Here is a 17,132-nt window from a genome sequence, read left to right on the forward strand (position 1 = left end):
CCCCGACGACTAGAGTCGAAGTCTAAGTATCTACTAATTATGTCATACCAAAGGTGTCGATGGAACCGTCCCCGCGACACCTCTTCTTTTTCTATTTCAGCCGGGTCCCGGTCCCTCTGTCCGTGGCAAACAAAACGTCCCCTCGCCATATAAAACTTGGGAAGGCAAGGGTCAGGCTTTACTAATTCACTTTAGAGATTAATAAGTAAATTAGTAAAGCCTGACCCCAAGTCATTCTATCTTCTATTTCAGACAAATTCCTGTCCCTTTGTCTGAATTCAATTCCACGTCTATACTTACCATTTATGCTGTTTTGTGGTAAAATTATGGTGCTATCATTAATTTGTATAGTTAATATTTTTTTAGAATAACTGTATAAAATATATGTTCTATATATATTTCCAAATTTCCGTCTGAAGTAGTCATCAAAATCTTTTGGGGCGTCTCCGATGCCTTCATACTCCACCCCCATTTTAGAATAAGGTAAATAACTTATCTTATACATATAGCCTTCATATATATGAACACCTAATACTTTAAAAATGATTTTTTTATCATTGATATATACTATACAGTTTCTCCCACTTTTTGTATCAGTTTTTTCAACTATATCAGTAATAACTGGATAATTTCCGCTTTCAGCTACTTTGTAATCTAAATAGGTATATATCAAAGATTTTGATGCAAATAGAACAGCAATAATAATTAGAGCAATGTATATTACATGTTTTTCTTTAGAAAAATTTTTATTTCCTTTTTCATCTTTGTAGTTTTTAACCCTCACTGCTCCACTAAAGACTAATACAATAACAATTATAAGTAGTTGGTACAATCGACTTAATAAAAGTTGTTCCACTTCCCCCACCCCTCATTAGTTATTGTACCATAAATTTATGTATAGTAATCTAAATTATGAAAGAGAACTACAAGTAATAAAATCTATTAGAGTAATCAGTATACATACCTTAAGATTGGATGTGAGTACATATGAAAAATTTCACTTGTCCACATTGTAATGAAAAGTTCATAACAGTTTGGAAAAAATTAGAGTTGTCTCCTAGAGACAAAAAGAGATGCCCTAATTGCGGACAATATATAGGATTGTCATATAAAATACCAGTAGTTTTTTTTATTCTTATTAGTATTTATTTTATTTTTGCTACAGAGTGGATAAATAGTAATACTGAATTACATTTTTTAGTATTGATCTGCTGGCTAGTTACTTCTATAATCTTAACGCTTATATTTTCTCCAATTATAAAAAAATAATAGATATTGAAAAAAAGGAATTGTCGCACAGACAGAGCTACAGAGACTTGTCTTCCAAAAGCTTATGGAAAATGCCACTATACTGTAGTTGAAAATACGAGATCAGCATATTATGAGAGAGATTTTTCTGTAAATGCTACACTTTACGATTCGATAAAAGTATATGCTGCGGATTAATAAAACATATAGTAGCGTAATACACAAATATATTTTATATATGATATAGGAGAGCTTACATGAGTAAAAAGATGACAATTATTATAATTATAATTCTAGTTCTTGTAGTAGTTATAATTTTTCAGCAAATGAGTATTATAGATGCAAGAAAGAAAGCTGGCGAATTTATTTATAGTAATATTGATTCCCTTCATTCAGATGTCCAATTCAGTAGAAATAAAATTCTTAACACAGAAAATAGGATTAGTACAGGAGCCATGGATACAATCAATGATAATTTTACTTATCAAAATGTAAAAATTTTCACTATTTATACACATGTTATCTATATTCTTGAAGATATCAATAGGTTAGAACGTACAACAAATAATGAAGAGTATTTGAAAGTAAAAGAGTCTTTATTGATTAAGCTTGAGGATTTACTAGAGGCATTAGATACAATAGAAGAAGATTGTAAGGATGAGCCTATTAACTACTATTATTTAAAATATGAAGATAATAATAGTACTATGGAAAAAGTTAAACAGATTCTAAACTACAATAAGAGAAAATGATAGATACTATTAAGCACCATGATTCTTAACTATCTTGAAAAATGTATAAAACTTTAATGTGGGTAAGTAAAGAAATCGTAAAGAAATCGGAAATCGGGGTCAGGCTTTTATAATTTCGTTATCAGCATAAGTTAAAATAACAAAATTATAAAAGCCTGACCCCAAGTCATTTGCTATTGCTAGGTGTCACTCCAAACCGTCCCCTGACACCTGTTCTTCTAGCTCATTGACAAACCCACGATATTTTTATTATGAGTTATGATTTTAAGTGAAAAAGTTTGAGTATCATTTTATATATTAAAAGTTATCTGTCTTCATCTGTAGCACATGAGTATTTAAACTCTGGTTGTGTCTGAATATAATAACCTGTTCTTACATGACCAATCCAATTTTGAAAAATTGATTTCCAATCATTCCTTGCAAAAAATGTTTCAATAGGATTTGGTACTGTGGAGTCCCACTCTAAGATTAAGAATGGACCAATTCCAAAAGCCCATATTCCATTCGGCTCTACGCCTGTTTCTCTAATGAGCAGCAAAGGAAGCCCATATTGATAGGCCATTCCAGGCTCAATCTGTGCAAAAGGACTTCCTTCCCACACTATTTGTCCTATAGGCTCATTAAGATTGTTTTCAATAATCTTAACTTTTTGTTGTCTTAAGTTAAGTGCCACCATTCCATAACTATTTAAAATCATTCTACGAATATTTGTTAACGGTGTCTCAGGGTATTGCTCAGTTTCAGGTAGTGTTCGTGGAAAAAGCAATGCCTTTTTAATTTGCCTAATCATTGCATCAACAAATTGATGCTGTACAGTATTGAGACGACTTGGATGACTTAAAAATACAGGCACTCTAAATAAAAGATTAGCAGATTCTTTCATAATCGCTGTAGGCACTGGACACACGTTGCTTGAAATTTTATTTATACCTTCCATTTGTGTCTCTACATCTATTTTAGCTTTATTCATGATTTCCCCCCATTCCACTATATCTTATGAAATAGAGCTTAATAGTTTACAAATTTTATAACAACAGATTTATATTTCATAGAATAGCCCAATAAATAATGCAGGCATGTAAAAATCTTAGCGAGTTCAAATCAAAAACAACTTAAAGGGTAGATTCATCAATGTTTCTTAATGAAGTACTGCCCTTTAAGTCGCTATCTCTACATTAGTCAAAAGCTCCACCCCTTGTTTCATAAAGGAGTGGAGGAAAGACATAGTAAATTATCTGTCCTGAAATAATTTTTCCTAGTCCTTTTCAAGTTTCTTCTAGTGTATCCTTCCTTGCCGGTTAATTCATCATGATAATTCGCCTAAGCGTCTTTATTTCGAGCTCTAGCATTCTCTATTCCCTTTTTAGTTGCAGAATCTTTCTTTCTGTCATATGAAATCTTCCACTTGCAGGAAATCAGGGTCAGGCTTTTATAATTTCGTTATCGGCATAAGTTGAAATAACAAAATTATAAAAGCCTGACCCCAAGTCATTCCAAATCACTTACACTCTATGTGAGGACATTTCTCCAGAGGCTTTATGACCCTCGCCCGAACCTTGTACAAATCTTTTGTTAGACGAAGTTACCAAACACTACGACCATTCTTTATCTAATAATCTAGAAATGAATATGCCAATTATAATTAAACCACTTAATGTTTGGAGCATTACCATACACCGTATTATTGTTGAATTTGGAAGGATATCACCATAACCTAATGTAGTTATAGTAACAGCACTAAAATATAGAAAATCCATTATTTGGTATGGAACTTTTCCCATTTCAATTTCTTTAAATTGCCAAATTGAGTTATCTTGTAAATTATATGATTTAGAAAGTTTGACCCCTAGTCCAAAGCTCAAAGGTAATAATTCGATTTGTTTACCTTCTATAGACAATGTATTCAAATTATGTTCAGTAAAAATGTAACAGGTTCTTTTTTCATATTTCTCTTTATTAGATTCTAAAATAATCTTATTCTCATTGCCATTAGCTTTGTAAAGATTGATTTTATACATTTTTAGAAGAGGTAATTCATCTTTGGTTTGCCCTTCTCGTAAAAAAAATTCTTCTTCTGTTGCAATATATGGATTATCAATCGGATTTTTCATCTCTAGAATAAATTCTTGATCATAATGGGTGTATCCAGATTTCAAAAATGAATTATAATACAAATCTGCCCAACTATCACCTATCTCACCATCTACAAAGAAAATATCCTCTTTAGCTACTGCACTTTTCATGCACACCATAAAATAAGATTTATCTTTGATAATATTTGCAATATCTTTTTTTGAATATTTAGTATCAAATTTATAATAGAGTGTTTTTGATATTGCATTTACCTTGATATCATTTTGGAAAATAAAATTTTCATTATTACTAAATGTGGCAAATGACCAGTATAATGAACCAAAAATAAGCCAAATAAATATATACATGTACAAAAATGCAAATGCTTTTGTTTTTTTAATTAAATAAAAAGATTTTAATACTGTTAAAAACATGCAAATAACAACTATTATTCCTATGATTTTATTCATCGTTACTCCCCTTCATATTGGCAAAGGTGTCAGGCTAGAACACGTAAATTAAATCAATTACTTATAATTTTATGTGTTCTGGCCTGACACCTTTCCTGTACACAGTTCCCGATGGAGAACGTAGGGATAGAACCTGTCCCCTCGCCACACATGTGTTCTAGCCTTACACCATTCTTTTTGTCACCTACTCCAATCTTTTAACCTTAAAAGAAGTGTTGTCAAAAACCCTGTCCCTCTGACACTTTACTAACTGGCGTGCTGGGCGTAGTTTTCAATTATTGTCTAAATGTATGTTCAATTATTTCCTTAGTACTAACAGATTGTAATTTTATGTTTTTAGCGTACTCATTCAATTCATTAGAAAATGTTAATACTGACTCAAAAGTTTTCTTGAATTCATCCTCTTCATGGTCTCCATAATAACAATAAATAATTTGAGGAGACTCAACATTTGCAAAATACAACCCTGTTATTAAATGTCTAAATATATGGTAATCATTTTCAACATTCACACCAAAAATTACAATTGTATCTATAGTTGAGTTCTTAATTTCTTGTTCTACCATTTCATAAGTGTATTCACATTCTGCATTAAAAGATTTGCCACTTGATAGTTTTTTTAATATCGGATAAAAAGATTTAAATGTAATATAATCTCCTATATCAATATTTGACATCTCAATTAGTTTATCTTCATATTCAAAAGATAAACTTTGAAAATATGAGTATGATTTCCGATTAATAATATACTCCCCATGAAGATGAGGTACTGATTTATCTATAATGCTTTCAAGAATATAATCATAATTCAATGTCCATACAACATCAAAATTATCGAAAAAATCCCTTATCTTATCGATATCTAATGATTCAATATTTTCAAGTTTGCTCGGTTCTATAACTTTACCATTGTTAAAAATAGCTACACTAAATAATGCTCTATAATATGTAAAAAAACCGTTAAGTACAATATTTTGTAAAATTGAAGGCTCAGCAACAAGCTCTCGATTTATGTCACCTGATTTTATTAAAGCTATAAATTCATTAGCTTCAGGATAATTAAAATCATAATCCTCTAATTCATTGATTGCATAATAGAAAAATAATAAAACTGACCAGTTTTCAATATTCACTGATGAATAGCCATACTTATTGCCCACTGTACATATTCTTTCTAAAATAGTTGCTTGTGAAATTCCAAAAGTTAAAACAGAAATACTTTTATTATCAATCAATTTCTTTATTAGAACTTTGTCATCATTTATTTTGTTAGCTAAGTCTAATCCATCTTGAAATAGATTGTCCATCTTTGATTGCGAAAAATATCTGATATAACTCTTTACACTATTAAAGTTATCTTTTAATCTACGCTTCAAAACCTTATTAGGAGTATTGATTTCATAATCTAGATTCCTTACTATAAACTTATTCGCATATCCTAATTTTTCGTAGATTCTTGAAAAGTCAGAGTCGAAGTTTATACTAAATCCATTCCCGGTAATTATTGCTGATTTAGATTTTATAATATTATCAATAAATATATTATGTTCCATTTGCAACCTCCATAATTAAAAATTACGTCTAACGTTCTGGATTTGCGACGTTTCTCAACCTTAGAGCGAAGGTACTCATGCCCTGGCAAGGACTAATGTGCCGAGTGGTCCGACGGACTTAGGTAGAGGGGTGTGTAGGGGCATGTCCCGTTAGGCTTTACGACCTTCGGCCGAACCCTGTGTAAATGCATTGTTAGCTGATGTAAATTCACATGTCCCCAGAGCCTTACCCCATTACTATAATCTATTCAATATAAAGTTCACATTTATCTAGGAATAATTCGTTACTTTTTACAGCACAAGAAATATTGAATCATCCCGCCTACTTTTTCGGTATTTTCAATTTCAAAGTAATCTTGCAACATAACATCAAATTCATTTGATGACATATTAAATTCGTCAGCTCTACCTAAATACTCCTCAATTAACATCGTAATTCGGAAGACTGGGCTATCAAAGTTAGGAATATCTAGAACAAATTTCCCATTAGGTTTTATGATTCGATTAGCTTCGGCGATTGCTTTTCCAACAAAATCTTTTTCAAAGTACTCAAGTATGCCGACGCATGCGCCAAAGTCAAAATAATTATCTTCAAAAGGCGTTTCATGTATACTTCCACAACATAATGATCCAATAGACAATTTCTTCTTTGTAACAAATTCATTAAGTAGCTGAATTGTTTTGCTGCTTATATCAACCCCATAATATGTTGAAAGCCATTTATCATACCCATTAAACATTAGGTTTAAGCAACATCCGAGATCAATAAATTTCATATTTATATCAGGGGAAAGAAAATCCTTGATTTCCTTACGTCCACTATCGGAAAGTAGTCCTTCCATTTTTAGCTTTTTAAATAGAGGGTAGTCAGGATGATTTGTAATATGTTCTGGTAGATTTTCGTACAAATCAATGCCTTTCCTCCCCAAATCAACGCCTTTATCATAAGAATTTGCAACCAATTCTAACTGGTTTTTCATTTTGCTTTCCCCTTTCGCTTTATGAGGACACAGGGACAGGTTTTTTATGTCCTGAAATTTTTATCAAATAATCAACCGAACATCAAACCTGGCCCTACGTCCTTTTAACTTTTTACAGAGAGCTAACTACTTAATTCTTTATATTTTTTCTATATTCTTTTGCAAAATCCCTTTATTCCATTTTCCCTTTTTGGTGAAATATAACGATTCCCATAAAAAACACCTATGACAATTGTCATAGGTGTTTTATTTATAAGCTTTTATTTATCACTTGTTAGGTGTCATTAGAACCGTCCCCACGACACCTACTCTTCTGTATAAACCATAGGATTTTTTGAGGAAGAAGTGTGAGTTGTTGTACTTGTACTTACATCTGTTCTCTTTTTAGGTTTACATAGCATATTTATCATTGCATCTAATTTATCTTGAATCTCATTATAACTTAATGAATTAATATACTTCTGTGCCTTTTTTCTTGAAGCATAGGGATAATTATAAGAACAACCTGATTCATGATTTTCTGATGGATACCTTCTTAAATGGGCAATCCTCTTTGATGTTTTATGTACAAAATATAACCCTGCCCGTTTACATTCTGGACAAAACATTTCTCTATCATAAATATCTGTATCCCCATTGTGTGAATCTGCATAATCAGCTACAACTTCTACTTCATATTTAATCCCATCAGGGCGATAATAGAATTCTTCAAAACTTTTTCGAGTATCTGCCATATAAAACACCTCATTTCGAATCAGTCAGACAGAGGGACAGGGCTTTGTCTTCCGAATGTCATGGGGACGGAGAAGGTGACAAAAGAGTGGCTCAGAAGAGTTGTCGCTAACCCCGTCCCTATGACACCTTCCAAGAAAAAAGCCATTACTTATGGTACGGTTTCACCATACTGTATTCAACAGCGGTTTTTAGATCAACTTATTACTTTCTGCAATGAATATGAACATCTATTCCTAGTTCATTACATCCATTTATTAGTGAACTAATGAACCATAGTATTTGTATTATCTGAGTCTTCTTTGTGCATTCTCCTGTATTCCTCAATTTATATAAGTTTAAAAATAATCTTTCCTTAGAAATAAAATTTATTACAATATTAACCCGCTTTCGAACATTAGGCTCAGATACCTTTTTGATATAGTTTTCTATACTTTCTTCAACTGTTACACCTTTACGAAGTCTATTAATCTGCGTTTGCACATTATCATTTCTGTATTTCTTAGACCATAACTCCTTTTTACTTTCCCACTGCTCAATAGAAGGTGTGAAAAAACTTAGATTTTTTAGTGCTTGACCTACTACATCTTGAAATGCCGTTGCAGAAAGCCCGTCTGCCCCCTTACTCTTAGCATGATAAAAGGATACTGAGTCATTTTCAACAGATATAAAATCTGCCCACTCATTTGATAAATCATCACATATAAGAACTTGACTGTTATTACATAATATAGTTTCTACAAAATTAAATACTGAATCCTCTGTAAAGCACGCTGCGTCTGGTTCAAAGCTCCCCTTTTCACTAGTACATTGACTCATCTCTTCATGTCCAATAAATGTGGACTCAAATAATTCTAAATTTCCCATCAATCTATTATCTCTAAAAATCTTTCTATTAGAATAGATATAATCCGGCTTATCAAAAGAAATGATAAAATTACTTTTTCTATTCATATATTCAAGCATGTTAATTTCCATTTCATCATCATATTTTATCACAACTCTTTTAAGTTTAGAACTCGATATCGTAATACTCTTCTTATTTACTTTTAGGGTAAGTGTCTTATCTATTGTGTTAGGGATTTTATATCTATTTTTAGCTATTTTCTCAACTTCAAAAAAAGTTGATAGCTTGGTGATTATTCCTTCTACTACTGAGTAACTTAGATTCTTTTCTCTGTTATTATGCTTATACATAAACTTTTCAATCAAGTCTAACTCAAGATCATTTAACAGCTCTTCCATTGTAAAAAGGACACATATAGGCGTAATGCTTTCTTTAACAGATTCAAAATCAATAGGTTCTGAGAATATATCTAAGTATGTATTCTTCTCTTCGTAACTTTCAATTTTATCTACAGTACTTATTACCCATGAAAATAACTCGGTAATATTTATTTTATTTCCAATTTTATTAATTCGTGATGTGTTAAGTGATAAAGACATTTTCTCCTTTTCATTGCTTACTCTAAGGTTATTTAATATATATCTACTAGCTGAAAATGTAGAAATTGAACTCCTCAAGTCATTTGACTCTAAAACTTTATTTCTAAGAGCACTATCTGCAATATCCATATTCTTCAAAGAAAATTTATTAAAAAATGTCTTTTCATCTATAAACAGTCGAGATAAAAGTTTATAGTCAATATTTTCAATTTTTTTATAGAATTCCTTTAATCCTGAGATATTTCTTTTACTAACAATAATATAGTCTTTATATTCAACGATTAATAGATACGCAAATTTTACTTCTTTAGCATCTGTATAATCTTCTGAAAGGAAATTAGGCTGACTTTCGAAATCAAATATAAGTAACGAATATATAATATCTAGTTCCTCATTAATACACTTAATAACTTGACATCTAATTTCATTTAACTCTTTTTCAGATGATACGTAACTAAATACCCGACCAATAAATTCCTCAGTAAGCTCTTCTTTACGTTTGTAAAAATAAGCATTTTCTGAGAGTACTAAATGATTTACCATGATATCCCCCCTTTAATATCAGTATACTAATTTCTATTTTGTACCATTATTCATTAATTTCCTTTAACTATATAAAATAGAAGACAAGTCCCGATCCCCTAGTCCGTCTTGATTAAACCTCTTCTTAAAATGTTTTATGTTTTGAAGTTTCATCTCAATTAAACATAAACGAACATTTAACTTGCCTCACTAGTTCTTTCTAATAGCCTTTGATTGTTAATTTATGATTACAATAATTTGTTGATCCAAATAAGTCAGGAAATAGTGTTAAGTAGTTTATATTCATTCTATTTAAATTTCGCATACAACTATCTCTATCTTTAGATGGAATAAGTATTTTCATTAGAATATATGTCGTATCTCTTCCTTTAAAATGCTTGGAAATCCATTTCTCTATATCAATACCTAAAGGAAATCTTGTAAACTCTCCGTTTTGATTTACTAGTCTAGAATTTTCATCAGATAAAGGTCTTATTGATTCAACTATTGATGAATTCTCATTACTGTTCTTAGATTTACGGATTACGCTCTTGATATTTAGTGAGTATATTGATCTATATTCTGAGTCACAATTTTCATTCTGAAATGCAAAAAAAGCAGCAACAAATGGAGAATTACTCCAGTCTAACAGTGGTGTAGCTAATCCATAATGTTGCCCCAATGCCCACCAATCATTCTCCTTCTCAAGTCTTGGAGGATTTGAGCCTCTCCTTCCTCTTACAGAGTATTTAAAGCTTTCTAGATGTCTTTTGACTGCTTTCTCATTTACTGACTTTTGTTTTTTAAGCACTCTATCCAAAGTTGGTTCCAATAGCCAATTTGAATTTTCTTGTCCTCTCCAAATATAATTTGGATAATCTAGCATCTCATCATGTACATAAGTACTAAAATACTTCCAAGATGAAAGTCTGATTATGCCTATACCATCTTTTATATCTTCTTCAATCCATCTAGCTGGTCTAGCCACTATTCCTCCCCCTTACTTTATTAAATATTAGATAACTTTCCCACATCCTCTACAAAATTTTAACTCTTATATTCTTATGTATAACATATTTAGAACTACCGTATTATGAGACGGGATTTATACCAACTTATATTAATAATATTACAATTCTCCCTATGATTGTATAAAAAAAGTCCCAACTCAGACCTAATAAATTCTTTTAATCATATAACTCTAATCCTAATACTTTATGAGTTATTCTAGGTATATAATATCTAACTTATAGATACCTCTCTATTCTACATTTTAGCACAGTTCATTTGTCTCTTTTTCTCATATTTTGTCATAAAGTATATTTTGTCATAAAGTATATTTTGTCATAAAGTATATTTTGTCATGAAAACTAAATATAATTAAAACTATTATATTTAGTTAAACCTTTATCCCTGTGTTCTGTATAGAGATTTATAGTCATTTTAAGTCCTCTCTCTAGTGTTATTAATATCTTCATATCACACCAATTCCTTTCAAAAAACTCACACAATCCCTAAACCCTTCAACATAAACAGCACTATTATAATCATAAGTTATAGCATTTATCGCAGACATATATTCATCAATCACATCTTTCTCATTGCTATCCAATCCCGATATCACTCTTTGCACTTCTTTACTCAGTCTAATTAAGTTAATCTCTTTTTTCCTTATTTTCGGGCTGTTATTTTTCAAATCATTAAGTATATAATCTAGTCTATCACTTACTACATCATTTAAAATACTTTTATAATTATTTTTCATTTAATTACCTCCACAGTCCATTTTGGTCTTTATTTTTTTCAATTATAGTCCGTTTTGTTCTTTATGTCAATAGCCCTCTATGGACTATAATATAATTTTCATGAGGTGGTTTTATGAAATACGAACGTTTAAAAGATTTAAGAGAAGATAATGATTTATTGCAAAAGCATGTAGCAGAAATACTAAGTATTGCTGAAAGAACATACTCACATTACGAGACAGGTCAACGAAATATCGCTGTAGAAGCATTAATAACTCTTGCGAAATTTTACAACACCAGTATCGACTATTTAGTTGGATTAACAGATGATCAATCCCCATATTCTAGATCTAAATCACATAATTAAAAAAATTTTCCACTCCGAACTCATCTATGATCTTAACCGTCATAGGTGAGTTTTCTTTTAATCTTTCATATTCAGTTGCCATAAACCACTCCTTAATTTATACTTGTATCTCTTCTACTAATCTGTAATTTCCTCTGCTTCCACAACTACTCAAGAACTTTTGATATTTCATTTGAGTGCTTTTGATCAGCCTCCTCATATTTCATTTTATAATATAAAAAGCTCCAACATTGACTTTTATGGGTATTTCCCATAAAACAATAATAAATAGGTCTCTAAATTTATTTACCGCATAGTAATTATTAACTACACATTCGTATATTAATAATTAGTAGGTTCAAGGAGGAGATCTTCAAAACATGAATAGAAAATGGAGCGCTTTCATAGGTAGCATCATATTAATCTCAGCTATCACCATTGGATCAGTATATGCATCAAACTCTATTAAATTAATCGTAAACAATAAGGAAGTAAAGTTAAGTGTTCCATTACACATTTCTAATGGTCGTACCATAGGTTCTATCAGGGATGTTGCTGAAGCTTTAGGTGCTTCTGTAGAATGGGATAACGAAAATCAAACAGTAAAAATAACCGATAAGGAGAAACAAGAGCTTAAGCGAAGAATTGAGCTACTTGAGTTTGCACTTATTTCCGATAGTCCAGAAGGAATTGCTAGTACCTGGGCTAAGGGTGTGATCTCTAGGAATGGCGCCTTACAGTATGCAGTTCTTTGTGACAATCTGCAAATCAAATACAAATCAAGTTATGAGTCATGGGATTGGATTACAGGAGCATCCAGTCCATGGATAGATGAATTTGTAATTGAAAGCAAAGAGGAACTAGATGATGGAACATGGAGATTTTCAATAAAATTTCACTGGACAGATTCCACAAGAAGTTCCAGCTACTCAACTCATAATGTCATTATTGGAAAAAAGAAGCTACAAGATGTTCAGTATCCATTACCTATTTATCCTGGTAGTGAAGCTAAATGGTGTGTGATTAGTGTAGAGAAAGCTGAGTGAAAGCTGAGTGAAATTTGAGTCTATTTAATGAATACAAAAAACCACCTCCAACAAACGTCATAGGTGGTTTCCAATCTTCATCTATTCAACCGTAACACTCTTAGCCAAGTTCCTCGGCTTATCAACATCACACCCTCTAGCCACAGCAACATAATAAGAGAACAGCTGCTGAGGTATTACACTTAGTATAGGTGTAAGCTCATCCATAGTATCAGGGATATATAAAACAGTATCTGCTGACTTTTCTACTTCCTTGTTTCCTTCCTTAGCTATAGCAACTACATAAGCTCCTCTAGCCTTTACTTCCTTGATGTTTGAAAGCATCTTTTCATATAGCCTATCTTGAGTAGCTAGAGCCATTACTAAAGTTCCATCTTCAATAAGGGCTATAGTTCCATGCTTTAATTCTCCTGCCGCTATCGCAAAGGAGTTGATATATGATATCTCCTTAAGTTTTAATGAACCTTCCATAGCTACATCTATATCTAAACCTCTTCCCATGAAGAATACACTTTCGTTGTTGAACTGTGTATCAGCTAGGTGCTGAGACTTAGTATAGTCATCTAATATACTCTGTACCTTTTCAGGCATTTTTCCGATTTCTGTTACTATTTCGTCGTATCTTTCTCTGCTTAAGGCTCCCTTAGTTATACCCATGTGTAGAGCTATCATATACATAGCAGTTAACTGAGTTGTGTAGGCCTTAGTTGATGCCACTGCTATCTCTGGACCAGCCCATGTGTAGAATACATCGTGGGATTCTCTTGCTACTGAGCTTCCTACTACATTTACTACAGAAAGGATTCTTGCTCCCTTTCTCTTTGCTTCCCTTAGGGCTGCTAATGTGTCTAGAGTTTCTCCCGACTGACTTACTGCTATGAATAATGTATTTTCATCTATAAAGGGGTCTCTATATCTGAACTCTGAAGCTATATCGCAGGTTACTGGTATCTTTGCAAACTTCTCTATAGCATACTTTCCAACAAGACCTGCATGGTATGCTGTACCACAAGCTACTATATATACCTTGTTTATTCCTTCTAAGTCTTCCTTAGTTATCTTTATTCCATCTAGCTCTATAGTTCCCTCTTTGTTTAATCTTCTGTGTAGAGTTTCGTGGATTCCCTTTGGCTGCTCATGAATTTCCTTAATCATGAAGTGCTCGTAGCCTTCCTTCTCAGCAGACTCTACGTCCCATGTCACCTTGTATACTTCCCTAGCTTGCACCTGTCTTAGCTCGTTGAAGATAGTCACCTTTTCCTTAGTAAGTAGTACTACTTCGTCGTTTTCTATTAAAAGTACGTCCCTTGTATGCTTTAGGATTGCAGGGATATCTGATGCTAGGAAGTTTTCACCTCTTCCGATTCCAACGATAAGTGGACTATCCTTTCTAACTGCCACTATCTTGTCGGGCTCATCCTTACAAACAACTCCTATCGCATATGCACCTTCCATCTTTTCTATGGACTTGAATACTGCGTCTAATAGGTCTCCTTCATAGTGGTAATCTATAAGGTGGGCTATTACCTCTGTATCTGTTTCTGATCTAAAAGTAACTCCCTTTTCTTCTATTAACCATTCCTTTATCTTCATGTAGTTTTCTATTATTCCGTTGTGGATAACTGCTATATTTCCCGACTGATTTGTGTGGGGATGTGAATTCTCATCGGATGGTGCTCCGTGGGTAGCCCATCTCGTATGTCCTATCCCGATTGTACCGTTATAGTCCTTATCCACAACCTTGTCGGCAAGTACGCTTAATCTTCCCTTGTATTTTTCCACATGTACTTCACTGTCCTTAAATACTGCTATACCTGCTGAGTCGTATCCTCTATATTCAAGCTTTGATAATCCTTCTATAAGTATAGGTGTTGCCTTCTTATCTCCTATATATCCAACTATTCCACACATTTACATGTCCTCCTATTTTATAATATTATTTTAGGTTTCATGATACTGTAATCTATGGAACAATTTCACATCTATGTATTCACTTTTAGTCCTTATCTATAAGGTTCTTTAAAAAAGGGCGTAAAAAACCCCTAGTTAAGAAGCACTGAAAAGCCTCTTTACCTTAGAATTAAAAAACGTGACATTAAAACAAACCCCTCAGGCACACTAAAAAGAATGTGTGTCAGATGGGTTAGTCCCAAGTCACATTTTCTTTATTCGTAGTAAGGTACACTTTTTCAGTGATCTCCTAGCTCACCCGACTTTTTTGTTCCCACAATCACTCGTGGGGTTTGTAAAGTCTTTAACGGTGGTGAGACACCGCAGGGCACCCGCCGAAAACTTCGATAAACCCTGACCCTCGTCAACTTAAACCGCTTTCCGATCCGATTTAAGTTCTGGCGCTTTAAAATGATACAAGATGTAAATTCCAAATTACAAGTATTCTGTTTAGCTCATTTTTATCATTACTTTTAAGTCTTAAGCTAAACTATAAAATCTAGCCAAATCACTAATATTCAGTTTTTAGTTATTTTCTCAATAGGCCTCACTCCTTTCAATGTTTGAAGTTAAGAATTTGAGTCACTTCTACATTATACCATAGATCCTACCCAAATTCTTAACATTATTTATTTACTACCATGTACCTATAACTAGCTAAGTCTTTCTTCTATAAGCTCAACTAACTCTGTTGCATACTTATCTAGTACTTCTTCGTCGCTTCCCTCTATCATTACCCTTACTAAAGGCTCAGTTCCCGACGGTCTTATAAGTACCCTTCCATCTCCGTGGAAGATTTCTTCTATTTCTTCGATTCTAGATGCTATAGCCTCATCCTCTAGATATCTATATTTGTTACCATTGGTTACCTTAGCATTTTTTAATATCTGAGGATATGTCTTCATTATTGAAGCCAGCTCAGATAGTGGCTTATTTTTCTTTTTAACTACTGATATAAGCTGTAGTCCTGATAAAAGTCCATCACCAGTAGTATTATGCTCTAAGAATATGATATGTCCCGATTGCTCTCCACCTAAAACGTATCCGCTTTTCTTCATTTCCTCTAGAACATATCGGTCTCCAACCTTAGTCTTTATTATGTCACAATTGTATTCCTTAAGTGCCTTTTCTAATCCTATATTACTCATTACAGTTGCAACTAGTGCATTATTTTTAAGCTTTCCTTCTTCCTTAAGGTAGGCTCCACAGATTGCCATTATTTTATCTCCATCAACGATATTCCCTTTTTCGTCAATAGCTATAAGTCTATCGGCATCTCCATCAAAGGATAAACCAAGATCTGCTCCAGTTTCAAGAACGTATTTTTTTATGATTTCTGGGTGAGTTGATCCACAATTATAGTTTATGTTATAACCGTCTGGATTGTGATTAACTATCTCTATTTCTGCTCCAAGATCAGTTAATGCTTTAGGTGCAGCCATATATGATGCTCCATTGGCACAGTCTATAGCTATCTTCATTCCAGTTAGATCAACGTCTATAGTAGATTTTACAAAATCAGCGTACTCGTCTACTGCGTTATGTACTTTGATTTTCTTTCCTACCTCATTGCCACTCGGCATGAAGTCTATGTCTTTATTATTTAAGATATAATCCTCTATCTTGTCCTCTACTTCGTCGGGTAATTTAAACCCGTCTTTATTGAAGAACTTTATTCCGTTATATTCAACTGGGTTGTGGGATGCAGATATTACTACTCCCGCATCGGCTCCATACTTTCTTGTTAGATATGCCACAGCTGGGGTTGGTACTACGCCTATACAGATGGCATCTGAACCAGCAGACAGTATTCCTGATATAAGGGCTGCCTCCAGCATGTCGCCCGATACTCTTGTGTCCTTTCCAACTAATATCTTAGCTTTTTTCTTTCCTTCTGTTAAAATATATGCACCTATTCTACCAAGTTTATAGGCTAATTCACAACTTAATTCTGTATTTGCTACTCCTCTAACTCCATCTGTTCCAAATAGCTTTCCCATTCTAAACCTCCAAAACGTAAGAATCCTAATCCCCTATATTTTATCATATTCTCAAACCACCAGCAATGTTAATGGAAATCACTGCTTGTACTATTGTATGAAAAGTAAATGGATTTAAGAACCAATAATTTAGTCAAAAAAATGGGTAAGGCCTCGGATGTCTAGCAAATCCAAGGCCTTACTATATTAAACAAAGTGGGGACAATTATGAAATGTAATAAATTTCTGGTAAGCTCAGTAATATTTTGGCATATAATACCTTGCTTTTT

Annotated in this window: 14 protein-coding genes; 3 read left to right on the top strand and 11 right to left on the bottom strand. The window is 32.7% G+C overall.

The annotated features are described in order from the left end of the window. Positions 1-181: 181 nt before the first annotated feature. Complete coding sequence (locus R9X47_RS10545) at positions 182-856, bottom strand: hypothetical protein (protein WP_432666784.1); 675 nt, start codon at positions 854-856, stop codon at positions 182-184. A gap of 649 nt (positions 857-1,505) precedes the next feature. Between R9X47_RS10545 and R9X47_RS10550 the strand changes: the two genes are divergently transcribed. Beyond that, positions 1,506-2,000 carry a hypothetical protein gene (locus tag R9X47_RS10550; protein WP_432666785.1) on the top strand — a complete coding sequence of 165 codons (495 nt, stop codon included), beginning with the start codon at positions 1,506-1,508 and terminating at the stop codon, positions 1,998-2,000. Positions 2,001-2,304: 304 nt separating this feature from the next. Here the strand turns inward: R9X47_RS10550 and R9X47_RS10555 are convergent, their stop codons facing one another. The 8 genes from R9X47_RS10555 to R9X47_RS10590 form a co-directional block, all read right to left on the bottom strand. Continuing rightward, the gene (locus R9X47_RS10555) at positions 2,305-2,937 is read right to left on the bottom strand and encodes a hypothetical protein (protein WP_432667619.1); all 633 of its coding nucleotides are present in this window, start codon (positions 2,935-2,937) and stop codon (positions 2,305-2,307) included. Positions 2,938-3,592: 655 nt separating this feature from the next. After that, positions 3,593-4,543: a potassium channel family protein gene (locus R9X47_RS10560; protein WP_432666786.1), complete on the bottom strand. Its 951-nt coding sequence runs from the start codon at positions 4,541-4,543 to the stop codon at positions 3,593-3,595. Positions 4,544-4,818: 275 nt separating this feature from the next. Then, complete coding sequence (locus R9X47_RS10565; RefSeq protein ID WP_432666787.1) at positions 4,819-6,096, bottom strand: hypothetical protein; 1,278 nt, start codon at positions 6,094-6,096, stop codon at positions 4,819-4,821. A 284-nt stretch (positions 6,097-6,380) separates the two neighbouring features. Next, on the bottom strand, positions 6,381-7,076 hold the full coding sequence (locus R9X47_RS10570; RefSeq protein ID WP_432666788.1) for a class I SAM-dependent methyltransferase: 696 nt from the start codon (positions 7,074-7,076) through the stop codon (positions 6,381-6,383). Between the two features lie 305 nt (positions 7,077-7,381). Continuing rightward, the gene (locus R9X47_RS10575; RefSeq protein ID WP_432666789.1) at positions 7,382-7,810 is read right to left on the bottom strand and encodes a hypothetical protein; all 429 of its coding nucleotides are present in this window, start codon (positions 7,808-7,810) and stop codon (positions 7,382-7,384) included. Between the two features lie 202 nt (positions 7,811-8,012). Continuing rightward, on the bottom strand, positions 8,013-9,797 hold the full coding sequence (locus R9X47_RS10580) for a hypothetical protein (RefSeq protein WP_432666790.1): 1,785 nt from the start codon (positions 9,795-9,797) through the stop codon (positions 8,013-8,015). A gap of 199 nt (positions 9,798-9,996) precedes the next feature. After that, positions 9,997-10,764 (bottom strand): FRG domain-containing protein, encoded by a 768-nt coding sequence (locus tag R9X47_RS10585; RefSeq protein WP_432666791.1) that lies wholly within the window; start codon positions 10,762-10,764, stop codon positions 9,997-9,999. Positions 10,765-11,250: 486 nt separating this feature from the next. Next, entirely contained in the window at positions 11,251-11,541 is a 291-nt protein-coding gene (locus R9X47_RS10590) for a hypothetical protein (RefSeq protein WP_432666792.1), read from the bottom strand. A gap of 113 nt (positions 11,542-11,654) precedes the next feature. Between R9X47_RS10590 and R9X47_RS10595 the strand changes: the two genes are divergently transcribed. Further along, positions 11,655-11,888, top strand: coding sequence for a helix-turn-helix domain-containing protein (locus tag R9X47_RS10595; protein ID WP_432666793.1), 234 nt, complete (start codon positions 11,655-11,657; stop codon positions 11,886-11,888). 359 nt (positions 11,889-12,247) lie between these two features. Beyond that, the gene (locus R9X47_RS10600) at positions 12,248-12,913 is read left to right on the top strand and encodes a copper amine oxidase N-terminal domain-containing protein (RefSeq protein ID WP_432666794.1); all 666 of its coding nucleotides are present in this window, start codon (positions 12,248-12,250) and stop codon (positions 12,911-12,913) included. Positions 12,914-12,994: 81 nt separating this feature from the next. On the opposite strand, the gene glmS is transcribed toward R9X47_RS10600, so the two are convergent. Beyond that, positions 12,995-14,824, bottom strand: a complete 1,830-nt coding sequence (gene glmS / locus R9X47_RS10605; RefSeq protein ID WP_432666795.1) for a glutamine--fructose-6-phosphate transaminase (isomerizing) — start codon at positions 14,822-14,824, stop codon at positions 12,995-12,997. Positions 14,825-15,516: 692 nt separating this feature from the next. Continuing rightward, entirely contained in the window at positions 15,517-16,863 is a 1,347-nt protein-coding gene (gene glmM / locus R9X47_RS10610) for a phosphoglucosamine mutase (protein ID WP_432666797.1), read from the bottom strand. Positions 16,864-17,132 lie beyond the last annotated feature (269 nt).

This window comes from Wukongibacter baidiensis (genome assembly GCF_050888315.1).
GTDB classification, from domain to species: Bacteria; Bacillota; Clostridia; order Peptostreptococcales; family Caminicellaceae; genus Wukongibacter; species Wukongibacter baidiensis.